General features: G+C 63.3%; 18 protein-coding genes and 1 tRNA gene. 7 read left to right on the plus strand and 12 right to left on the minus strand.

The window, feature by feature from the left end:
- Positions 1 to 131: 131 nt before the first annotated feature.
- The 4 genes from GCT13_RS16600 to mfd form a co-directional block, all read right to left on the minus strand.
- The gene (locus GCT13_RS16600; RefSeq protein WP_152759897.1) at positions 132 to 1,151 is read right to left on the minus strand and encodes a threonine/serine dehydratase; all 1,020 of its coding nucleotides are present in this window, start codon (positions 1,149 to 1,151) and stop codon (positions 132 to 134) included.
- Positions 1,152 to 1,236: 85 nt separating this feature from the next.
- Entirely contained in the window at positions 1,237 to 2,484 is a 1,248-nt protein-coding gene (argE, locus tag GCT13_RS16605) for an acetylornithine deacetylase (protein WP_152759899.1), read from the minus strand.
- Between the two features lie 189 nt (positions 2,485 to 2,673).
- The gene (locus GCT13_RS16610) at positions 2,674 to 3,852 is read right to left on the minus strand and encodes a M20 family metallopeptidase (protein ID WP_152759901.1); all 1,179 of its coding nucleotides are present in this window, start codon (positions 3,850 to 3,852) and stop codon (positions 2,674 to 2,676) included.
- A gap of 13 nt (positions 3,853 to 3,865) precedes the next feature.
- Positions 3,866 to 7,354 (minus strand): transcription-repair coupling factor, encoded by a 3,489-nt coding sequence (gene mfd / locus GCT13_RS16615; protein WP_152759903.1) that lies wholly within the window; start codon positions 7,352 to 7,354, stop codon positions 3,866 to 3,868.
- 235 nt (positions 7,355 to 7,589) lie between these two features.
- On the opposite strand from mfd, the gene ispD reads away from it, so the two are divergent.
- Positions 7,590 to 8,300 (plus strand): 2-C-methyl-D-erythritol 4-phosphate cytidylyltransferase, encoded by a 711-nt coding sequence (gene ispD, locus GCT13_RS16620; RefSeq protein WP_321574402.1) that lies wholly within the window; start codon positions 7,590 to 7,592, stop codon positions 8,298 to 8,300.
- A 72-nt stretch (positions 8,301 to 8,372) separates the two neighbouring features.
- Positions 8,373 to 8,852, plus strand: a complete 480-nt coding sequence (ispF, locus tag GCT13_RS16625) for a 2-C-methyl-D-erythritol 2,4-cyclodiphosphate synthase (RefSeq protein WP_152759905.1) — start codon at positions 8,373 to 8,375, stop codon at positions 8,850 to 8,852.
- Between the two features lie 118 nt (positions 8,853 to 8,970).
- Here the strand turns inward: ispF and GCT13_RS16630 are convergent, their stop codons facing one another.
- The 4 genes from GCT13_RS16630 to ompR form a co-directional block, all read right to left on the minus strand.
- Positions 8,971 to 9,495: a carboxymuconolactone decarboxylase family protein gene (locus tag GCT13_RS16630; RefSeq protein ID WP_152759907.1), complete on the minus strand. Its 525-nt coding sequence runs from the start codon at positions 9,493 to 9,495 to the stop codon at positions 8,971 to 8,973.
- 76 nt (positions 9,496 to 9,571) lie between these two features.
- Positions 9,572 to 10,120 (minus strand): peroxiredoxin, encoded by a 549-nt coding sequence (locus GCT13_RS16635; RefSeq protein ID WP_152759909.1) that lies wholly within the window; start codon positions 10,118 to 10,120, stop codon positions 9,572 to 9,574.
- Positions 10,121 to 10,414: 294 nt separating this feature from the next.
- Positions 10,415 to 11,764, minus strand: a complete 1,350-nt coding sequence (locus tag GCT13_RS16640; RefSeq protein WP_152759911.1) for an ATP-binding protein — start codon at positions 11,762 to 11,764, stop codon at positions 10,415 to 10,417.
- 43 nt (positions 11,765 to 11,807) lie between these two features.
- On the minus strand, positions 11,808 to 12,542 hold the full coding sequence (ompR, locus tag GCT13_RS16645) for an osmolarity response regulator transcription factor OmpR (RefSeq protein WP_007585880.1): 735 nt from the start codon (positions 12,540 to 12,542) through the stop codon (positions 11,808 to 11,810).
- Positions 12,543 to 12,772: 230 nt separating this feature from the next.
- On the opposite strand from ompR, the gene GCT13_RS16650 reads away from it, so the two are divergent.
- Both GCT13_RS16650 and GCT13_RS16655 read left to right on the plus strand, forming a co-directional pair.
- Complete coding sequence (locus tag GCT13_RS16650) at positions 12,773 to 13,108, plus strand: hypothetical protein (RefSeq protein ID WP_152759913.1); 336 nt, start codon at positions 12,773 to 12,775, stop codon at positions 13,106 to 13,108.
- A 98-nt stretch (positions 13,109 to 13,206) separates the two neighbouring features.
- Positions 13,207 to 14,385 (plus strand): DUF1501 domain-containing protein, encoded by a 1,179-nt coding sequence (locus tag GCT13_RS16655; RefSeq protein WP_152759915.1) that lies wholly within the window; start codon positions 13,207 to 13,209, stop codon positions 14,383 to 14,385.
- A 12-nt stretch (positions 14,386 to 14,397) separates the two neighbouring features.
- On the opposite strand, the gene GCT13_RS16660 is transcribed toward GCT13_RS16655, so the two are convergent.
- The gene (locus GCT13_RS16660; protein WP_321574403.1) at positions 14,398 to 15,231 is read right to left on the minus strand and encodes a squalene/phytoene synthase family protein; all 834 of its coding nucleotides are present in this window, start codon (positions 15,229 to 15,231) and stop codon (positions 14,398 to 14,400) included.
- Between the two features lie 279 nt (positions 15,232 to 15,510).
- On the opposite strand from GCT13_RS16660, the gene GCT13_RS16665 reads away from it, so the two are divergent.
- Positions 15,511 to 15,597 (plus strand) — tRNA-Leu (locus GCT13_RS16665).
- A gap of 215 nt (positions 15,598 to 15,812) precedes the next feature.
- Here GCT13_RS16665 and GCT13_RS50575 read toward each other — a convergent pair.
- The 3 genes from GCT13_RS50575 to GCT13_RS16675 form a co-directional block, all read right to left on the minus strand.
- Positions 15,813 to 15,947: a hypothetical protein gene (locus GCT13_RS50575; protein WP_265335295.1), complete on the minus strand. Its 135-nt coding sequence runs from the start codon at positions 15,945 to 15,947 to the stop codon at positions 15,813 to 15,815.
- A 694-nt stretch (positions 15,948 to 16,641) separates the two neighbouring features.
- Positions 16,642 to 17,097, minus strand: coding sequence for a MarR family winged helix-turn-helix transcriptional regulator (locus GCT13_RS16670; RefSeq protein WP_090862240.1), 456 nt, complete (start codon positions 17,095 to 17,097; stop codon positions 16,642 to 16,644).
- Between the two features lie 63 nt (positions 17,098 to 17,160).
- Positions 17,161 to 18,306: a glycerate kinase gene (locus tag GCT13_RS16675; RefSeq protein ID WP_152759919.1), complete on the minus strand. Its 1,146-nt coding sequence runs from the start codon at positions 18,304 to 18,306 to the stop codon at positions 17,161 to 17,163.
- A 526-nt stretch (positions 18,307 to 18,832) separates the two neighbouring features.
- Here GCT13_RS16675 and tig point away from each other — a divergent pair.
- Both tig and clpP read left to right on the plus strand, forming a co-directional pair.
- Positions 18,833 to 20,179, plus strand: coding sequence for a trigger factor (tig, locus tag GCT13_RS16680; RefSeq protein ID WP_152759921.1), 1,347 nt, complete (start codon positions 18,833 to 18,835; stop codon positions 20,177 to 20,179).
- Between the two features lie 193 nt (positions 20,180 to 20,372).
- Positions 20,373 to 21,032 carry an ATP-dependent Clp endopeptidase proteolytic subunit ClpP gene (gene clpP, locus GCT13_RS16685; protein ID WP_152759923.1) on the plus strand — a complete coding sequence of 220 codons (660 nt, stop codon included), beginning with the start codon at positions 20,373 to 20,375 and terminating at the stop codon, positions 21,030 to 21,032.
- Positions 21,033 to 21,201: the final 169 nt, after the last annotated feature.

Consider the following 21,201-nt stretch of genomic DNA (forward strand, 5'->3'; position numbering starts at 1 on the left):
ACGAGCGCACGGGCAACCGGATGCAAGAATCAGACGCAAGACATGCGCATTGAAGCGCTAACGAAAGAAAGCGCGCAGCAAGAACACGCGATCACAGCGCGCGCGACGAGGCCGCTATATCGGCAGGCCCATCAGACTTCAGCGGCCCGCGCCTGTTCGATATGTGCGGCGAACGTCACGGGATCGGTATTCGTCCCACATAGCAGCACGCCGACGCGCTTGCCTTGCAGTTGCTCGCGCAACGGGCCGAGCAGGGCGGCTGTGGCGGCCGCGCACGCGGGCTCGACGGCAAGCTTCAGCTGCGTGAAGAGGGTGAGCATCGCGGCTCGCAGCGCGTCGTCGGTGACGGTGACGAGGCGGTCGATATGGCGGCGGCACAGCTCGTAGCTGTATTGCTCGGTATGCGGCGCCATCAGCGAATCGGCGATCGAATGCATGTGGCTCATCTTGACCGTGTGATTCGCGGCGAAGCTGCGGTTCATCACGTCGGCGCCTTCCGGTTCGACGCCGTACACATGCACGCGCGGATTGGCGAGCCGCAGCGCCGTCGAGATGCCCGCCGCGAGCCCGCCGCCGCCGATGGGCACGATCACCGCGTCGAGGTCCGGTGTTTGCGTCGCCCATTCGTAGCCGAGCGTCGCGGTGCCGAGCACCGTGCGGTAGCCGTTGAACGGATGCACAAAGTAGCGGCCTTCCTCGGCTTCGACGCGCCGCACGATTTCGAACGCTTCCGTCACGTTCTCCGCGACGACGACTTCCGCGCGATATTTGCGGCACAACGCGATGCGCGCGGGATTCGCCGCATGCATCACGACGACCTTTGCGCTGATGCCCATGCGCATCGCCGCATACGCGACGGCCACGGCATGATTGCCGCCCGACACGCAGGTGACGCCCGCGCTGCGCTGCGCCGGGTCGAGCGCGAGCAGATTCGTGAACGCGCCGCGCGCCTTGAAGCTGCCGCCCGCCTGCAATAGCTCGAACTTGAAGTTGAGCAGCGTGCCTTCGAGCGTCGGGAAATCCATCCGGTCGAACACGGGCGTTCGCACGACCCACGGTGTCAACGCGAAATGCTGCGAGGCGATGTCGTCGAGCGTCGGTATCGGCTCGCCGTCGATCGTGCGGTCGGAGTGCTGCGTGGCAGTGGACATGGCGTGCGTTACTCGTCTGTGGGGGAGGTCCGCGTTCGATGTCTTGTCGTCGGTTGTCGTCGCTTGTTGTTATGCGTTGCTTCCGTCAATGCGCGTGCGCGTCGACCGACATGCTATGGATAAACTTGCTCAGAAAGCGTTCGCACTGCGCGAGCTGGTCGAGCGTGACGAACTCGTTGGCCTTGTGCGCCTGCTGGATGTCGCCCGGCCCGCACACGATGCTCGGAATCCCTGCCCGCGAAAACAGGCCTGCTTCCGTGCCGTAGGCGACCTTGCGTTTGTCCTGATCGGCCGTGAGCGCACGCACGAGTTGCGTGATGGCCGCCTGCTCCGATGCGTCGAGACCGGGCGCCGCGGCGATCTTCGTGATCTCGATCGCGGCCGCTTCGTGCTCGCGCTTCATCTTCGGCAGCAGCGTCTCGCGCGCGTACTGGTCGATGCGCGCGAAGATCGGCTCGGGATCGAGCGTCGGCAGATTGCGGAACTCGAATTCGAAGCTGCATTCGGCGGGCACTGTGTTGATCGCATTGCCGCCCTTGATCGTGCTGGTCTGCGCCGTCGTGAACGGCACGTCGTAGAGTTCGTCGAACGGGCCTTGCTCGCGGAACTGGTCGGCCATGTCGCGGATGAAGCAGATGAGCCGCGCCGCGTATTCGATCGCGTTCAAGCCATTCGGCGTAAGCGACGAGTGCGCCGCCTGGCCGCGCACGCAGCACTGATACGCGTTGATGCCCTTGTGCGCGATGATGGGCCGCATGCTGGTCGGCTCGCCGACGATGCAGCCGTCCGGCTTGACGCCGCGCTTCATCAGGTCGGCGATCATCAGCGGCGCGCCCACGCAGCCCACTTCTTCGTCGAACGAGAAGGCCAGATGGATCGGCTTCGCGAGCTTCGTCTGCTGCATCTGCGGGACTAGCGTCAGCGCCGCGCCGATAAAGCCCTTCATATCGCAGGTACCGCGCCCGTAGAGCTTGTCGCCGCGCACTTCGGGCCGGAACGGATCGCTGTCCCATTGCTGACCGTCGACGGGCACCACGTCCGTGTGACCCGACAGCACGATTCCGCCATTCGTCTCGCCGTCGTGCGCCGGAATCGTCGCGAACAGGTTCGCCCATTTGCCGCTTTCGTCGTGCGTGAGCGTCGCGTCGATGCCGCGCTCGCGCAGCGCGTCGCGCACGGTTTCGATCAGGCCGAGATTCGGATTGCGGCTGACCGTGTCCATCGACACGAGGCGTTCAACCCAGGGAAGCGAAGCAGGAGACGAAGCGTTGGAGGCAACAGCGGAAGAGGAAGACGTTTGTGCGGACAGCGCTTTATCAGCGACCTGTGACATGACCTTGGCTCCAGCTTGTGTGTCATTCGATGATACCCAAAAAGCACTTAATAATCCAAAGCTCGATGCGCCAGGTGCTTGCGGGGCGTGGCTTTGCGCGATGCAGCAATCGTTTGGCGGGCGATGGAAGCGCTTTCGTCCGCGCTTTGGACTTCGACCAGCTTTGACCGTTTTTCGGCGCGTCGACCGTCAGGCCAGCAGCGCGAGCAACGCGCGTTCGTAGACGCAATAGACGGGCGCGACGCTCGAAAGTTCGATGCGTTCGTCGGCCGCGTGAATGCCCTCGCAGCGCACGCCGAAACCGCACAACGCGGGCACGCCCAGCGACGCCAGATAGTTGCCGATGTTCGACGGCCCCGCGACGGCGCATGGCAGTTCCACGCCGAGCTCGTCTCGTGCCGCACGATATAGCGCCATGACGATCGGATGCGATGCGTCCACGCGATACGCGGGCCAGCCCGCGATCCACTCGATCGTCGTCGCGAGCGACGCGTCGTAGCCCGCATCGTGAGTGCGGACGATCTCAGCAATACAGCGTTGTGCTTCGCGTTGATCGAAGCGCGGCGTGAGCCTGCAATCGACGCTCAGTTCGCAACGGTCGGGCACGTTCGTGAACGTGCCGTCGCCCGTGCGGATGCCTGTCACCGTGAGTTGCGCGGGGCGCTCGAAAGTATGATCGGTGGGCAGCTTTGCGTCGTTCAACGCGGCGGCGAGATGGGCGCCGCGTATCGCCGCGTTGAGGCCGCGCGCGCTGCTGCCGCCCGAATGCGCAGCGATGCCGCGCACGACGAGCCGTGCACGGATGAAGCCGCGCGCGCCCACGACGATGCGATCGATGCCCGGATAGCCGATGAACACGCCGTCGGGCCGGGGCGCGTCGGCGGCATCGAAGAAGGCGCGCGCGCCACCGAAACGGCCCGTGTGCTCGTCGAGATCGAAGAGCACGCCGAGCGTGCCGGCGAATTCATCGGTGCGCCGTGCGAGCGCGGCGGCCAGATGCGCGTAGATCGCTACCGCGGCCTTGCTGTCCGCGCTGCCGCGGCCGTGCAGCCAGCCGTCCGCGATCTGCGCGCTGAGGGGCGGGTACGTCCACGCGGATTCGTCGCCGAAGCTCGCGGTGTCGAGCGTCGCGTTCAGCAGATAGTACGGACGTCGCTGCGCGTTCGCCGTGCCTTGTATCTCGACGTAAAGCCCGAGCGGATCGCCGTCGTCACCGGTGAGCCGCCGCGTGGCGACCTGATGCGTGCTACACCATGCTTCTAGACAGGCGAGCACGGACGCGCACGCATCGATTCCGCCACGGCTCGGGATGCGCACGAGCGCCGTCAGCAGATCGACGATCGATGCCGTGTCGCTCGTGGCCGTCATGCGACGCGTCCGCTCAGGACGCGACGCGCTGATCCGCCGCGCCCTTCGCCGGCGCGCCGAGCGCGCGCAGCGTTTCCTTGACCGTCGCGACGCGCACCGAGAAGTCCGGGCTGCGCGTCTCGATGCGCAGCTTGTCCTGGCCCGCGAGCTTGATGTGCTTGTGTTTCTGGACCATCTCGATGATCCGCATCGCGTCGATGGGCGGATTCGGAACGAACTGCAAGCCAATGACCGCTTCGCCCGCATCGATCTTCGAAATGCCGAGCGGCTTCGCCGCGAGACGCAGGCGGTGCGTTTCGACGAGCGCATGCGCTTGCGGCGGCATCTTGCCGAAGCGGTCGATCAGCTCTTCCTGAATGCCGTCGATCGAATCGCTGTGCTCGCAGTTCGCGAGGCGCTTGTACAGCGACAGGCGCTCCTGCACGTCGCCGCAATAGTCGGCGGGCAGGATGGCGGGCGCGTGCAGGTTGATTTCCGTCGTCGCGGCCAAAGGCGATGTGAGGTCCGGCTCCTTGCCGTTCTTTAGCGCCTTGACGGCGTCGTTCAGCATGTCGGTGTAGAGCTGGAAGCCGATCTCGTGAATTTCTCCCGACTGCTTGTCGCCGAGCACTTCGCCCGTGCCGCGAATCTCGAGGTCGTGCATCGCGAGGTAGAAGCCCGCGCCCAGTTCTTCCATCTGCTGGATCGCTTCGAGCCGCCGTTGCGCCTGCTTCGTCAAACCCTGCGGATCGTGCACGAGGAGATACGAATAGGCCTGGTGATGCGAACGGCCGACGCGTCCGCGCAACTGATGCAACTGCGCGAGCCCGAACTTGTCCGATCGATGGATCAGGATCGTGTTCGCGCTCGGCACGTCGATGCCCGTTTCGATGATCGTCGTGCACAGCAGCACGTTCGCGCGCTGTGCAACGAAATCGCGCATCACGCGTTCGAGCTCGCGCTCGTGCATCTGGCCGTGCGCGACGGCAATGCGCGCTTCGGGCACGAGCGCTTCGAGCATCTGCCGGCGGTTCTCGATGGTTTCGACTTCGTTGTGCAGGAAGTACACCTGGCCGCCGCGCTTCAGTTCGCGCAGCATCGCTTCGCGGATCACGCCGTCTTCTTCGCGGCGCACGAAGGTCTTGATCGCGAGCCGCTTTTGCGGCGCCGTCGCGATCACGGAGAAATCGCGCAGCCCTTCGAGCGCCATGCCGAGCGTGCGCGGGATCGGCGTCGCGGTGAGCGTCAGCACGTCGACTTCGGCGCGCAGCGCTTTCAGCGCTTCCTTCTGGCGCACGCCGAAGCGGTGCTCTTCGTCGATGATCACGAGCCCGAGCCGCTTGAACTGCACATCCGATGACAGCAGCTTGTGCGTGCCGATCACGATGTCGACGCTGCCTTCGTTGATCTGCTGAATGGCCGTGCTGACTTCCTTGCCCGTCTTGAAGCGCGACAGCTCGGCGATGCGCACGGGCCAGTCGGAGAAGCGATCGGTGAAGGTCTGCGTGTGCTGCTCGGCGAGCAGCGTCGTGGGCGAGAGCAGCGCGACCTGCTTGCCGCCCATCACCGCGATGAAGGCCGCGCGCAACGCGACTTCTGTCTTGCCGAAGCCGACGTCGCCGCACACGAGGCGATCCATCGGCTTGCCGCTCGTCATGTCGCCGATCACGGCGGCGATCGCGGCCGCCTGGTCGGGCGTTTCCTCGAAGCCGAAGGTCTCCGCGAACTTCACGTAGTCGCGCGGATCGAGCTTGAACGCGTGGCCTTCGCGTGCCGCGCGGCGGGCGTACAGGTTCAGCAGCTCGGCGGCCGTGTCGCGGATCTGCTGCGCGGCCTTGCGCTTCGCCTTTTCCCACTGGCCCGAGCCGAGCGCGTGCAGCGGCGCGCTTTCGGGATCGGCGCCGCTATAGCGCGAGATCACGTGCAGTTGCGCGACGGGCACGTAGAGCTTGCTGTCGCCCTGGTATTCGAGGTGCAGGAACTCGGTTTCGCCTTCGCCGAGATCCATCGTCACGAGGCCCATGTAGCGGCCGATGCCGTGCTGCGAATGCACGACCGGGTCGCCGACCTTCAGCTCCGACAGGTCGCGCACCATCGAATCGACGTTGCTCGCCTGTTCCTGGCGGCGGCGTCCCGCACGGCGCGCGAGCGGCCCGTAGAGTTCCGTTTCCGTGATGATCGCCGCGCCTTCGCCGGGAATCGCGAAGCCGCTCGCTAGCGGCGCGACGCCGAGCGTGAAGCGCGCGTCGGCGGTCAGCCAGTCTTCGTAGCTGTCGACGGAAGCGGGGCGCAGTTCGTTTTCCGCGAGCAGTTGCGCGATCGTCTCGCGGCGGCCCGCCGATTCGGCTGCGAACAGCACGCGGTTCGGCGTCGTGTCGAGATACGCGCGCAGCCCCGACACGGGGTCTTCGGCGTGACGGTCGATCGCCAGATTCGGCAGCGGAACGGCCCAGCCGCCGCCCGCGTTGCCGGGCAGCGCGAGGCGCGCGAAAGGCTTCGCGAACGCAAAGAAATCTTCGTCCGACAGAAAGAGCCGCTGCGGTTCGAGAATCGGCCGGTCGCGGTCATGCGACAGGAAGCTGTAGCGCTGCTTCGTATCGGCCGTGAAGCGCCGTATCGCGGTGTCGAGGTCGCCGACGAACGCGAGCTGCGCGCCTTCGGGCAAGTAGTGAAAGAGCGTCGCCGTCTCTTCGAAGAACAGCGGCAGATAGTATTCGATGCCCGCCGACGGCACGCCGTTGCCGATGTCCTTGTAGATCGACGCGCGGCTCGGATCGCCTTCGAACACTTCGCGCCAGCGGCTGCGAAATGCGGTGCGCGCGGCTTCGTCGAACGGAAACTCGCGGCCGGGCAACAGGCGCACGTCCTTCACGGGATACAGGCTGCGCTGCGAGTCGGGATCGAACGCACGGATCGAGTCGACCTGATCGTCGAACAGGTCGATCCGGTACGGCAGCGGCGAGCCCATCGGGAACAGGTCGATCAGCGAGCCGCGCACGCAGTATTCGCCCGGCCGCACGACCTGGCTCACGTGCTCGTAGCCGGCGAGCGTCAGTTGCGCCTTGAGCTTCGCTTCGTCGAGCCGCTCGCCCTGCGAGAACGAAAACGTGTACGCGGCCATGAACGACGCGGGCGGCATCCGGTAGAGCGCGGTCGTCGCGGGGACGAGCAGGATGTCGCAACGGCCTTCGCCGAGATCGTGCAGCGTCGCGAGGCGCTCGGACACGAGATCCTGGTGCGGTGAAAACGAGTCGTAAGGCAGCGTTTCCCAGTCGGGCAGCAGACGAACGCGCGCATTCGGCGCAAAGAACGCGAGTTCCTGCGACAGCCGCTGCGCATCGACGGCGCTCGCGCAGACGACGGCGAGCAGCGGCATCTGCTGTCGATAGGCGAGGTGATAGCGGGCGATCAGCAGCGCATCGGACGAGCCGTGCGTGCCGTCGAAAACGAAACGCTGGCCGGCCTTGACCAGCGCGACGGGCGGTTCATTGAAGGACTGCGTGGATGCGGCGATGTCGGGCATAAAAGGGAAACGGCCTTTGGGGTGACGCGAAGGGTGACGCAAATGAGCAACCTGTCGATTACCAGCGTGAGACCATCGGCTCGCGACGCGCCCGGCCAATGGACTGCGCCAGCGGACGCCTCGAAGGTGTGTCGCTGGCGGAACACGAGCGGCAAGTTTACGCGTGTCGGGGCATGCGTGCCGAGGACCTATTATAAAATCCGTCCTTCACTTTGAACTGCGCCGCGTCTTTTCCGTGACTTCCCGCCTGTTTGCCCTGATTCCGTGCGCCGGCACCGGCAGCCGTTCCGGCGCGCCGATGCCCAAGCAATATCGAACCGTCGCGGGTCGCGACATGATGTATTACTCGCTCGCCGCGTTCGACGCTTGCAGCGAGTTTGCGCAGACGCTCGTCGTCCTCGCGCCCGACGACCAGCATTTCGACGCGCGCCGCTTCGCGGGGCTGCGCTTTGCCGTGCAGCGTTGCGGCGGGGCATCGCGGCAGGCGTCCGTGCTCAATGGGCTGCATGCGCTCGCCCAGTTCGGCGCGCGCGATGACGACTGGGTGCTCGTGCACGACGCCGCGCGTCCCGGCATCACGCCCGCGCTGATCCGTGCGCTCGTGAGCGTGCTGAAGGACGACGCCGTGGGCGGCATCATGGCGCTGCCCGTCGCGGATACGCTCAAGCGCGTGGCGCGCGGCACCGACCATCGCATCGATCACACCGAGCCGCGCGACGGCCTGTGGCAGGCGCAGACGCCCCAGATGTTTCGCATCGGCATGCTGCGCGAGGCGATCCTGCGCGCGCAAAGCGACGGCCACGACCTCACCGACGAAGCGAGCGCAATCGAATGGTCCGGCCATGCGCCTAAACTGGTTCAGGGCAGCTTGCGCAATTTCAAGGTCACGTATCCGGAAGACTTCGATCTGGCCGAGGCGATTCTCGGCCGCGGCACCGCGGGTTGAGCGGCGCGCGCCGTCGCACAATCGGAGCTTCATCGCAGTAACGCTTTCACGACATCACGGAACTTCACGCATATGGATTTGAGAATCGGACAAGGCTACGACGTTCACGCACTGGTGCCGGGACGGCCGCTCATCATCGGCGGCGTGACGATTCCGTACGAGCGTGGGCTGCTCGGTCACTCGGATGCGGACGTGCTGCTGCACGCGATCACCGATGCGCTCTTCGGCGCCGCCGCGCTCGGCGATATTGGCCGTCACTTTCCCGATACCGCGACCGAGTTCAAAGGCGCTAACAGCCGCGTGCTGCTGCGCGAGTGCGCGGCACGCATTGCGAAGGCGGGCTTCGCGATCCAGAACGTCGACAGCACGGTGATCGCGCAGGCACCGAAGCTCGCGCCGCATATCGACGGGATGCGTGCGAATATCGCGGAAGACCTGAGCCTGCCCATCGAGCGCGTCAACGTGAAGGCGAAGACCAACGAGAAGCTCGGCTATCTCGGTCGAGGCGAGGGGATCGAAGCGCAAGCCGCTGTTCTGCTGCTGCGCGGCTGAGTCTGGGCTCATCGCGCGTACGTCGAAAAGCCATGTGTCGCAGCCGTACGTAGAAACTCAAAACGCCACGCATCGCGTGGCGTTTTTTCATACGCAAGCGCTTACGGCTTGCTCGCCCTTACTTGCCTTCGGCGACGATCACTTGCGCAGCCGCGTTGATCACCGACGCGATACGGCCGACGTCGCGCAGTTGCGTCGAGCTCATGCCTTCGTTGACCAGCGTATCGAAGTGCGACTTCACGCAGAAATGGCACTTGCCGATGATCGACGCGGCGAGCGCGTACATCTCAAAGCGGCGCTTGTCGACGCCGCCGTGCGACGCGTAAGCGTTCATCCGCAAGCCAGCCGGCTGCGATTTGAGATCGGCGTTGCCTGTCATCTCGACGTACGGATACCAGACGTTGTTCATGCCCATCAGCGCGGCAGCCGTCAGCGCGCCGTTGACTTCTTCCGGCGACAGCACGCCCGCTTCGCGAATCGCGGCGATGATCTTCGGGCTCTTCGCAGCGAACGCGGCGGCCAGCGCGACGCCAACGGCATCGTTGCCTTCCAGCGACGAGCGCGCAATCGTGCCATCGAGATTCAGGCGAATGTCTTTAGCGTAGTCGGGAATATATCCCTTAATCGCCGCGATGAATTCCATTGATATCTCCTATCATTTTGCCGATAAAAAAGCCCGCTGGCCTTTTCAAGCTTAGCGGGCTTTCGACTGCACGTACTTACAGCGTCGCGCCGCCGACTGCGCGGTTGCACGGGCACAGTTCGTCCGTCTGCAGACCGTCCAGAATACGCAGGACTTCTTCCGGATTACGGCCGACGTTCAGGTTGTTCACCGAAACGTGCTGGATCGTGTTGTCCGGATCGACGATGAACGTCGCGCGCAGTGCAACGCCTGCTTCCTTGTCGCGCACGCCGAGCTGGTCGATCAGTTCGCCCTTCACGTCGCCGAACGCGTAGTGGTTCAGCTTGTTCAGGTCCTTGTGCTCACGGCGCCATGCGAGCTTGACGAATTCGTTGTCGACGCTGCCGCCCAGCAGAACGGCGTCGCGTTCTTCGAAGTCCTTCTGCAGCTTGCCGAACTCGACGATTTCCGTCGGGCAAACGAACGTGAAGTCCTTCGGGTAGAAATAGATGATCTTCCACTTGCCGGGGAACGACGATTCGGTGATTTCTTCGAACGCCGACACGCCGTTTTCTTCGTGGTTATTGAAACCCGGCTTTGCAGCGGTGACGGTGAAAGCTTCGAGTTTATCGCCGACAGTTTTCATGCGCTTGCTCCTTGTGAATTGGCAAATGAGATTCGAAAAACAACCCGCTCAAACTACCTGCTGGCTGTAACGAACGCGTTACACAGCCTAAACTATAACTCTATTAGACGATGGAATCAATAGTTTTTATCTAATGATTCGGATAGATTTTCTCGAAGACGCCGATAGCCCATATTGGAACGAGCGTTTTGCACCGAGTTCGGGAACAGGTTTTGCCCAAAAAAGCGGCAGCGGAAAACGGCCCCTGAGCGCCGTCCGACTGCCGCCTTCCGGCCGCGACGTGCCCGAAGCGTGTCAGACGCTCTTGGCGAGCGGAAACTCGATCGTCACTTCGAGGCCAGGCAGTGGCGTACGGTTGCGCAGCCGCAATGCGCCACGATACCGGCCCACGAGACGCTGCACGATCGCCATGCCGAGACCTGTGCCATTGGCCTGCGTCCGCGCCGAATTCACGCGATAGAAGGGCCGCGTGACGAGCGCGAGCTGGTCCTCGGGAATGCCCGGGCCTTCGTCGACGACCGACAGTTCGACCCGGGAATGCGAGACCCGAGTCTCGAGAATCACGCGCGGAATGCCGTCGTCCTCGGAAAGGCCGTATTTGCGGGCGTTCTCGATCAGATTGCCGACGACTCGCCGGATGTCCGTCTCGTCCGCCTCGATCACAGCTGAAGGAGCAAGCCGCGTGACCAGCCGCATGCCGTCTTCGCTCGACATGCGTGCGGCCAGTTCTCCCGCGATTACGGAAAGATCGACCGGTTCCGTATTTCTCTGAACAGGACGCGCGTAATCGAGGAAGCGTCCGATGATCATGTCCATCTGCTCGATGTCGTCGATCATCGCGTCCTTGGTCGCCTGGTCCGAAGGGCTCATTTCGGTTTCCAGACGCAGACGAGCAAGCGGCGTGCGCAGGTCGTGCGAAATGCCGGCGAGCATCAGCGCGCGGTCGGCTTCGAGCTGCTCCAGGTCCTGCACCATCTGGTTGAAGCTTCGGTTCGTTTCCGCGGCGACGCCCATGCCGCGCTCAGGCAGCTTCTCGGGCGCCTGGCCCGAGCCGACTTTGCGCGCGGCCAGCGCCAGCCGAGCGAACGGCCTGTTCACCAGGCTCGTGATGAACGCCGCGCCGAACAGCGATAGCGCGAGCGCGAAGATACCCCAGCCGGCCCATTGCAGGCCCGTCACGTTATCCAGTTGATCGCGGTCGAGCGCGACCCAGTAATCGTCGTCGTCGATCTTGAAGCTGATCCATACGCCGGGAATGTCGTTGACGGACTGCGCGATGATCGTGTCGTCGCCGAGCCGCCCGCGTATGTCATGCTCGATCAGCCGATTGAGCGATTCGTCGGGCTGGAGCTTGTACTTGTCCGTGGTTTCGCGTGGATACACGCGCACGCCTTCATTGCTTTCCAGGTCTTGCAGCAGCGCGCGCCGCAAATCGGGATCGGAATAGAGAAGCGCGGTGCGCGTGAGCTTCACGATCGCGACGAGCTGCAGCGCCACGCGTTGTGCGCGTGGCTCGCGCTCGATCACGCGAAAGCTCTGAAACCATGCGGCGAGACTCACCGCGATCAGCAGCGCGATCAGCAGGAACGTACGCCAGAAAAGGCCGCCGAACGCGAGCGTCAGGAGGCGCCGGTCGATCCGCATGCGACCTTCTTGTCGACGAGGAGGAGGAACTGCAACGGCAGGCTTAGGCTGCGCCGTCGGGGATGAAGACATAGCCCAGACCCCAGACTGTCTGGATGAAACGCGGGCTGCCCGGATCGGGCTCGATCAGCTTGCGCAGACGCGAGATCTGCACGTCGAGGCTGCGGTCGAACACTTCGTACTCGCGGCCGCGCGCCAGCTCCATCAGCTTTTCACGCGACAGCGGCTGACGCGGATGGCGCGCGAACACCTTGAGCACCGAGAATTCGCCCGTGGTCAGCGGGATTTCCTGGCCGGCCTTGGTGAGCGTGCGTGTCGCAAGGTTCAGTGCGAACTCGCCGAACTCGAACACTTCCGATGTCTCGGACGGCGCGCCCGGCAACTCGGACGGCGACTGGCGGCGCAGCACCGCGTGGATGCGCGCGACGAGTTCACGCGGATTGAATGGCTTCGGCAGATAATCGTCGGCGCCCATTTCCAGGCCGACGATGCGATCGACATCTTCACCCTTGGCGGTGAGCATGATGATCGGCGTGCGATCATTGCTGCCGCGCAGGCGGCGGCAGATCGAGAGACCGTCTTCGCCCGGCAGCATCAGGTCGAGCACCAGCAGATCGAAACGTTCGCGCACCCACAGCTTGTTCATCGAGGGTGCGTTCTCAGCAACATAAACGTTAAAACCCTGCTCGCCGAGATAACGGCGCAGCAGGTCACGCAGACGCGGGTCGTCGTCGACGACGAGGATTTTCGAAGGGTTTTTGGTTTCCATGGTCGGCATCTTAGCGCGATTAGAATAGGGAGCGAGTTTGCACCAATTGTCACGTAACAGTCAGTTACAAAATTTACCGGGCCCGTGGCACGACGTAAAGCCTTGGCGCTTACACTCCTTTACTGTTTGCGCCAGTTCGGTAGATACTTCACTCGAATAAGGCTCTTGCGCCCGGTTTTCAAGCCGGAGTCATTACACGTATCTGAGGTTGCCGGTTGCCGCGCCACGAAGGGAACAAGATGAAGGGAGGGGTCTGGCCGAACATGCGCCTGAGCGTGATTGCAGTGGCAGTTGCGATCGTGTTCGTGAGCGCTGCGGGTCCCATCTCTGCCCATGCCGAATCTTCGACGGAACGTACAATCGAGTCGCGCCCAGTCCAGCGTCCGCATATGCGCACCGCGCGTCAACCGCGCAATCCCAACGCCGATCGTCCCGCATCCGATGCCATCGTCCGCGCCACCGCCGTGCCGCCCGATCTCGATCAACGCCGGCGTGACGGACATATGACGCCGGAAGAAAGGCGTCTGCTGCGGCAGCATATCGAAGACGCCGTACGCGAACTGTACAAGCGCTGACAGGTTTTTTGCCTTGCGCGTGCTGCGCAATCGTATGCGTTCTCGCGCGGCGGCTTCGCTTTTGGCGAAGCACACGCGATACCTCTCGTGAGGCGTGGATGAAACGACGCGAGTTTCTTTCGATGGCGGCTGCAACGGGCGCTGTGCTGTCGATGCCCCGCGCGTTCAGTGCGTCTGTCCCCACGAGCGGCGTAGTGCCGCAACCGTATGCATGCGCAACGGCTGCCGGCCATCGCGGCAAGCTGCTCATCCTGATTGAACTGAAGGGCGGAAACGACGGATTGAATACCGTCGTGCCGTTTGCCGATCCCGCTTATTACGCGCTGCGCAGACACATCGCCATCCCGCGCGATCGGGCGATCGCGCTCGACGAGCGCATGGCGCTGCATCCGTCGTTGCGTCCTCTGTTGCCGTTGTGGCGTGGCGGGCAGCTGGCCGTCGTGCAAGGCGTCGGCTGCGCGCAGGCGAATCCGTCGCATTTCCGGTCGATGGAAATCTGGGACACGGGCTCGCGCGCTGATGTGTATCGGCGCGATGGCTGGCTGGCTCGCGCATTCGCGCAGTGGCGGGTGCCGCAGGTTAGCGCTTTGGCTGCGACGTTCGGTCGCGTCGAGGCGGGGCCGTTTGCAGGTTTATCGTTTGCTCACGCATCGCGCGACTCCTGGGCGCACGTCCTTAACCCAGACGACGCGCGTTGCTTCAATCGAAGCAACGTGAATCTGGCCGATGATGATCGCGTGACGGGCGACGCCTTCGATGCCTCGATTGCTCCGCCAACGCGCCCGGCGACGTTTCCCGATTCGATTGACGCCGCGTTGCGCACCGCGCGCGATAGCGCGCAACCGGGTTCATACGGCGCGATCCGCGTGACGCTCGATGGTTTCGACACGCACGCCAACCAGCCCGGGCGCCATGCTGCGCTGCTCGAAGAGCTCGCGCAGGGTTGCGCGACGCTTCACGCGGAACTCGCGCGGCACGGCCGTTGGAACGACACGCTGATCATCACGTACTCGGAGTTCGGCCGGTCCGCGCGCGAGAACATGGTGCGCGGCACCGAACACGGTGGCGCTGCCGCGCACTTCATGATGGGCGGACGGGTGAGGGGAGGCATGTACGGACAGCCTCCCGATCTCGCGCGACTCGACGGCACCGGGCAACTGCCTGTCGCGATCGACTTCAGACGGTTGTACGCAACCGTGCTCGGCCCGTTCTGGGCGCTGGACGCAAGAGGCATCTTGCAGGACGACGTGAAACCGCTGCCGTTGCTGCGTGCCTGACGCGCGTCGACGTCAATGCTTGCGTGCCGCTCGCCACGCAACCCACAGCTTGCGGATCGGCGTGAGCGCAATGCGTTGATGCAGGACGTGATAACCGTCGCGCTCGATTTCTTCGAGCAGCGCCAGCGCCAACGCCGCCAACGCGCGCAGCGTGCTCTGCGAATGACGCTCGCCCGCGGGCAGACCGTCGAGCGCCTGGCGAATCGCATCGCGGGCGCGCGTCGTCTGAAAGCGCATCAGCTCCGTGAACGCGTCCGTGTATTTGCGGTTGATCAGATCAGCAGCTGTCACGTTGTAGCGCTGCATTTCGTCGATGGGGATGTAGATGCGTCCGTGGCGCGCGTCGTTGCCGAGTTCCACGACGATCTGCGCGAGCATCAACGCCTCGCCGAGCGGCGCGGCCCACGATGACGCCTGCGACGGATCGCGCGCCGTCGCGCGCGCAACCACCGACGCGAACGTGCCGCCGACGCCAGCCATATACCGGCGCAGATTCGGGTAATCGAGGTAGCGGGCCTGGTCCAGATCCATCTCGAAGCCGGCGATCATCGCTTGCAGCGCCGGGTACTCGGCCTGTACGTCGGGCCAATGCGCAGCGAGCGCTTGCGACACGGGATGTGTCGGCTCGCCGGACGCTAGCGCGGCCGCCTCCTTCTGCCACCAGGCGAGTTTCGTGCGACCCACGGCGGGGTCGGTGGTTTCCTTTACGGTTTCTTCGAACTCGCGACGCAGCGCAAACAGCGCCGTAAGCAGCGGTTGCCGCGCGACGGGCGCCTGGCGCAGCGCGTAGTAAGTGCTCGAACCGGGAGGCGCTGCTTTTTGCAGGCAATATTCGTCGAAATTCACTGGATTCGCTTGGGGAATGCGGACGCACACGGTTGTGCGCAAAAGACCGAAAATTGTAGCATCGACGGTATTCGACAGATGAAGACAAGCGCAGATCAATCGGTTAGAATCTCGCGCTTACGCTTTCGGGCACGCATTTTCAATGCAAACGTTCGCGGCTCGGCGGGCCGGTTCCGGCACGTTCAGAGTCCTCCGCGCGGATGACGTTGCGGTGAAAAAACGCAACGTTCGGCCGCTGGCGAAATATCGGGTGCCGCAGGTTTGCGGCAACACCCGGCTGCGAGGATGGCGAAATTGGTAGACGCACCAGGTTTAGGTCCTGACGCCCGCAAGGGTGTAGGGGTTCGAGTCCCCTTCCTCGCACCACTTGTTTCTACGCTGCACCATGTAGAAAACCCCGCTTGTCGCTGACCAGCGGGGTTTTTCGTTTTTGCGCCGCGCTGCATGCCGCGCGCATTTCGCCGCAAGACCGCGCGCGACGCTCACCGTGCACAACCACACTTCGCACTGGAAATCGACGCGCACAAAAAACCCCGCACGAGAGCGGGGCATCGGACATCACACTGACGCTTCGCCGCTGCTTAGTGGCAGCGCTTCTCCCAGTGGTGATGCACGTGTACCTTGTGGCACACGGGATGATGGTCATACGCGAATGCCGACGACATGCCGGCGAAACCAGCGGCTGCAGCGATCAGCGCCAGAACAACCTTCTTCATTTTTCGATCCTCGAAGTCAGAGAAAAAGCGAGCCGTCATCGTAGCAAGCCAGCATTACGATTTCCTTCAACACCGGTGCTATGCAACGCGTTTCGCACTTCATTTGCAGGGCGATTCGTCGCAGGTCTTGGCATCCGGTTGCGGGTGCAACGAGATACTCCCGTGCTGATCTGATGCGCGTGATCCGTGATATGGCTGGCGCATAAGAAAGGCGGGGGGCGTAAGCGGCAATATGCTGATAGCACACTGTGCATCCTGTGAATCCGACCGGCTTCGTCATGCACGCCGCAGTCCATCATCCATCGCGCACTGCCCGATACATATTGGATGATGCACGCGCATACGACTGCGCGACTCGCCGTTGCCGTTTGCAAGTGCACCTCGAAAACAAACATTGCTATTCGGGCGCGGCTGCACGAGATGGTCTCGCATCACGACTTCAAGTGCGCTACGGTACGCGCGTCGTTGCAAAATCCGGCTGCGCCGGATCGACAAGATCGATCCGTTCTGGCGTTTCAGAATCGACTCATGTCTCGCGCGCACGAAGGCAAAGCCATCCCGCGCATAGGCTGGCCGATGGCTTGTGAATGAGTGTTTAAGGAATTACGAAACGGCGGAGTCGACGGCGCAACCAACGCACCGTCGATCGAATGGCTCGAACCCCGTAGTCTGACCTGAGTGCTTCGTCAGGCTGCTATTCGGCGTTTCGCGCGATCGCGCTTTCGATCACTTTGTCGAGCGCCTCGCTAAGCGCGATCTTTTGGCGATCGTCGAGGCAGTCGAACAGATCGGTGTTCCACTTGCGTGCGATGGGCATGATCTTGCGATACAGGGCGCGGCCTTCCGTCGTCAACGAGACGAGCACGACACGGCCATCCTGCGCGCTCGCTTCGCGTTGTACGAGTCCTTGTCTGATCAACGCTTCGGCTGCGCGGCTCGCCTGACTCTTGTCGAGGTTCGCGTGGCGCGCGAGGTCCATGATCGAGAACGGCCCGAACGATCCGACCGACGCAATCACGCGCGCTTCGGGCAGCGTCACGTCCAGCTTGGCCATATACCGTTCGCTGATGCCCCGCTCGGAAAGTTTATTCAGCACGTGCAGACGATACGTCAGAAACTGTTCGAGTCCGGCTTTATCGGAGGCCTTCATGGTCTTCCTGTTGTGAGTGGATGCAGTCCCGCGATGTGATTGTTGCTGCATCCGCTCGCGCGGTCAACGCGGGCCATACCTTAGTCGCGTCATCTGCTCGGCTTCGTTCGCGAGAAGGGTGGCCGCATCGCGGATCGCCACTTCGAGCGTAATGGGACCGGGAGCCGGTGAAAAGCATCCGCTGAAGTGCTCGGCGAGTTTCGGCAATGCGGCGGGGTCGACGGCACCCGATAGCAGCGTGGCCGGCACGCCCGCCGCGCGCGCATGGCGGCAGGCGATGAAAGGCGCCTTGCCATGCAGCGTCTGCACGTCCGAGCGGCCTTCGCCCGTGATGAGCCAGTTGGCGCCTTCGAGCGCCGCATCGAGACCGATCTCGCGCGCAACGACTTCCGCGCCTGGCTCAAATTCGGCGCCCAGCATATGCAGCGCGAAGCCGAGCCCACCTGCAGCGCCCGCGCCAGGCTCGTTGCGCGCGACACGATTCATCGCAGGTTCGACGAGGTCGGCGAAGCGGGCGAGGGCGGCGTCGATGATCCCAACCTGCTCCGGCGTCACGCCTTTCTGCGGACCAAAGATTGCCGTCGCGCCATGGTCGCCCGTCAGCGGATTGTCGACGTCCGACATGCCGATGAACGTCGTTTCTCGCAGACGTGCATCGAGCCCGGATGCGTCCACGCGCGTCAGTTGCGCGACCTGTTCGGGCGTCGGGTCGAGCTCATGTCCTTGCGCGTCGAACAGCTTGAGCCCGAGGCCGACGAGCAGACCCGCGCCGCCGTCGTTCGTGCTGCTGCCGCCCAGCGCGACGAAAAAGCGCCGCACGCCCGCGTCGAGCAGCGAGCGAATCGCTTCGCCCATGCCGCGCGTGCTGCGCGTTTCGACGGGGACGCCCATGCCGACAGGATCCGTAATGCCGACGATCTCTGCCGTTTCGATGATCGCGCTGCCATCTGCGAGCAGCCCCGTTGCGGCTTCACGCGACGGGCCAGCCGCGCCGCGCACCGTGAGCATGCGGCGCTCGCCGCCGCGCGTGAGCATGGCGTCGAGCGTGCCTTCGCCACCGTCCGCCATCGCGCAGACACGGATGGTCGCATCAGCTCTCGCGCGCAGGATGCCCGTCGCAATTGACTGCGCGACCTGCTCGGCGGACAACGAGCCTTTGAATGAGTCGGGTGCAATGACGACGATGGGCGCGGGCGGCGTATTCGGCATGATGTCTCTGTTGAATTGGAATGGAAGCCATCGACGCGATCACGCGATGCGATGTGGAGCGGCCGGAACGCCTCTGCGCGCGCAGCAGCGTATCAGGTTGTGGAGAAGCTTATCAGCATGCGGTGCGCGACTGAATATACCGGAAGGTATAGGCAGAATTGACTTTGCTTCACGGATTGCGGCGCGCGTCGGGAGGAGGCCAAAGCACTTGCGGCGACCTGTGCGACAGGTCAGATCAGAGTGCGGGAGTCGCTCGGAATCCGCGAAACAGCGAATCGCGGCTAGCCGCGCAAATAGTTTGCTAGAATATTTGGCTCTCTGACCCAAACTGTGCTGCCGGCGGCCTCGCAGCCCGCGGCGAGAGGCACGCGATCGATGTCACACGTGAGTGAGCGAAGCGACGCGGCGACCCTGCGCTAAAGCGAATGCAAAACGCAGTGTCGGGCGCAAGACGCAAAGCGGACATCGAAAGGCGGCGCAGACAAGATAACTGATTCGCTCGAATAATTTTAGGACGATTGAAGCCATGGCTAACGTTGTTGAAAACCTCGGCAAGCTCGAACGCCGCGTGACGATTTCCCTGCCGAAGGACACCGTGCAGAAGGAAGTGGACGCGCGTATCCGTCAACTCGCGAAGAACGTGCGCATGCCGGGTTTCCGCCCGGGCAAGGTGCCGCTCAAGATGGTGACGCAGCAGTATGCGGGTCAGGTGGAAGCCGAAGTGCTGAGCGACAAGGTTGGCAAGGAATTCTTCGACATCAGCCGCGCGGAAAATCTGCGCGTTGCTGGCCAGCCGAGCTTCAGCCCGAAGACGGATGCCACAGAAGGCGCCTACGCATTCGACGCCACGTTCGAGGTTTACCCGGAAGTGAAGCTGGGCGACGTGGCGACGGCTGAAATCGAGCGCACGAAGACCACGATCAGCGATGCGGAAATCGACCGCACGCTGGACATCCTGCGCAAGCAGCGCGTGCACTTCCACGCGCGCGGCGAAGCCGGCGAGCACGGCGACGGCGGCGCGGACACGGCTGCGAAGGACGGCGACCGCGTGACGGTCGATTTCGTCGGCAAGATCGACGGCGAAGCATTCCAGGGCGGCAGCGCGGACGACTTCGCGTTTGTCCTGGGTGAAGGCCGCATGCTGCCGGAATTCGAAAAGGCGGCGCTCGGCCTGAAGGTCGGCGAGTCGAAGGAGTTCGACCTGAACTTCCCCGAGGACTATCACGGCAAGGAAGTCGCAGGCAAGACGGCGCAATTCACGATCACGATGAAGAAGATCGAGTGGCCGCACCTGCCGGAAATCGACGGCGAGTTCGCCAAGTCGCTCGGTATCGAGGACGGCGATCTGACGAAGATGCGCAACGAAATCAAGGACAACCTCGAGCGCGAAGCGAAGCGTCGCACGCAGGCTGTCGTGAAGAACCAGGTAATGGACGCACTGCTGAAGATCTCCGAACTCGACGTGCCGAAGGCGCTGATCGAGCAGGACCAGCAGCGCCTCGTCGAAATGGCGCGCCAGGACCTGGCGCAGCGCGGCGTGCCGAACGCGAAGGACGCGCCGATTCCCGCCGAAATGTTCGCCGAGCAGGCCGAGCGCCGCGTGAAGCTGGGCCTCGTGCTGGCCGAGCTGGTGAAGGCCAACGAGCTGCAGGCGAAGCCCGAGCAGATCCGCGCGGAAGTCGACGAATTCGCGAAGAGCTACGAAGACCCGAAGGAAGTCGTCCGCTGGTATTATTCGAACCAGCAACGCCTTGCCGAAATGGAAGCGTATGTCGTTGAATCCAACGTCGTCGATTTCGTGCTGAGCAAGGCGAAGGTGACAGACAAGGAAGTGAGCTTCGAAGAGCTGGCAAGCGCGACCGCGCAAGCTTAAGCATCGCTGCAACGGCGTGCCGGCTGTCCGAGCGACGGCCCGCACGCCGTTTTTACGTACTGAGAAACCGTACCGGTGGCCGATTCGTGCTAAAAAAACGCTCGTCGGCGGTTTTTGCACTTGAAGAAATGCGCGGCCGCACCCAATTGTTTAGAACCGGTTATCAGAACATTTCCTGACAAGGATCCATTGCATGACCTTTCGCGCTCAAATGCTGGACACGCTGACCTCCCAGTCGTCATGGGATCGGGATCTCGAAGCGCAAGCGCTCGGCCTCGTGCCGATCGTCGTCGAAACGAGCGGTCGCGGCGAACGTTCTTACGATATCTACTCGCGCCTGTTGAAGGAGCGTGTGGTTTTCCTGGTCGGCGAAGTGAATGATCAGACCGCGAACCTCGTCATCGCGCAGTTGCTGTTCCTCGAAAGTGAAAATCCGGACAAGGACATCAGCTTCTACATCAACAGCCCGGGTGGCTCGGTGTCGGCGGGTATGGCGATCTACGACACGATGCAGTTCATCAAGCCGGACGTCTCGACACTGTGCATGGGTCTCGCGGCCAGCATGGGCGCGTTCCTGCTCGCAGCGGGCGCGAAGGGCAAGCGTTTTGCGTTGCCGAATGCGCGCGTGATGATCCACCAGCCGCTGGGCGGCGCACGGGGTCAGGCATCGGATATCGAAATTCAGGCACGCGAAATCCTGTACCTGAAGGAGCGTCTGAACCAGTTGCTGTCGCATCACACCGGTCAACCCGTCGAGCGGATCCAGCGCGACACGGACCGCGACAACTTCATGTCTGGCGACGACGCGCAGGCGTATGGTCTTGTCGATCAGGTTCTGCATAAGCGCCCGTAAAAATTCGCTGAAACGTGACTGATCCGGAGCGCTTTTCCTTCAAATTGGGGGAAGAGCGCCAGCGCAAAACCTTGTGAAATAATAAGACCCGTCTGAACGCCTGCGGCAAACGCCGTCACAGCTTTTGCGCATCCGTCCTACCCCGAACTGAACGGGGTGGGCAAACGGC

The organism is Paraburkholderia franconis (assembly GCF_009362735.1).
GTDB classification, from domain to species: Bacteria; Pseudomonadota; Gammaproteobacteria; order Burkholderiales; family Burkholderiaceae; genus Paraburkholderia; species Paraburkholderia franconis.

Coding starts and splice junctions, on each gene's coding strand:
- GCT13_RS16650 (WP_152759913.1), top strand. CDS start 12,773: ATGAAGGGAGGGGTCTGGCCGAACATGCGCCTGAGCGTGATTGCAGTG.
- clpP (WP_152759923.1), top strand. CDS start 20,373: ATGACCTTTCGCGCTCAAATGCTGGACACGCTGACCTCCCAGTCGTCA.
- tig (WP_152759921.1), top strand. CDS start 18,833: ATGGCTAACGTTGTTGAAAACCTCGGCAAGCTCGAACGCCGCGTGACG.
- mfd (WP_152759903.1), bottom strand. CDS start 7,354: ATGCCCGACATCGCCGCATCCACGCAGTCCTTCAATGAACCGCCCGTC.
- GCT13_RS16610 (WP_152759901.1), bottom strand. CDS start 3,852: ATGACGGCCACGAGCGACACGGCATCGATCGTCGATCTGCTGACGGCG.
- GCT13_RS16670 (WP_090862240.1), bottom strand. CDS start 17,097: ATGAAGGCCTCCGATAAAGCCGGACTCGAACAGTTTCTGACGTATCGT.
- GCT13_RS50575 (WP_265335295.1), bottom strand. CDS start 15,947: ATGAAGAAGGTTGTTCTGGCGCTGATCGCTGCAGCCGCTGGTTTCGCC.
- argE (WP_152759899.1), bottom strand. CDS start 2,484: ATGTCACAGGTCGCTGATAAAGCGCTGTCCGCACAAACGTCTTCCTCT.
- GCT13_RS16635 (WP_152759909.1), bottom strand. CDS start 10,120: ATGAAAACTGTCGGCGATAAACTCGAAGCTTTCACCGTCACCGCTGCA.
- GCT13_RS16600 (WP_152759897.1), bottom strand. CDS start 1,151: ATGTCCACTGCCACGCAGCACTCCGACCGCACGATCGACGGCGAGCCG.
- ispF (WP_152759905.1), top strand. CDS start 8,373: ATGGATTTGAGAATCGGACAAGGCTACGACGTTCACGCACTGGTGCCG.
- ompR (WP_007585880.1), bottom strand. CDS start 12,542: ATGCCGACCATGGAAACCAAAAACCCTTCGAAAATCCTCGTCGTCGAC.
- GCT13_RS16630 (WP_152759907.1), bottom strand. CDS start 9,495: ATGGAATTCATCGCGGCGATTAAGGGATATATTCCCGACTACGCTAAA.
- GCT13_RS16640 (WP_152759911.1), bottom strand. CDS start 11,764: ATGCGGATCGACCGGCGCCTCCTGACGCTCGCGTTCGGCGGCCTTTTC.
- GCT13_RS16655 (WP_152759915.1), top strand. CDS start 13,207: ATGAAACGACGCGAGTTTCTTTCGATGGCGGCTGCAACGGGCGCTGTG.
- GCT13_RS16675 (WP_152759919.1), bottom strand. CDS start 18,306: ATGCCGAATACGCCGCCCGCGCCCATCGTCGTCATTGCACCCGACTCA.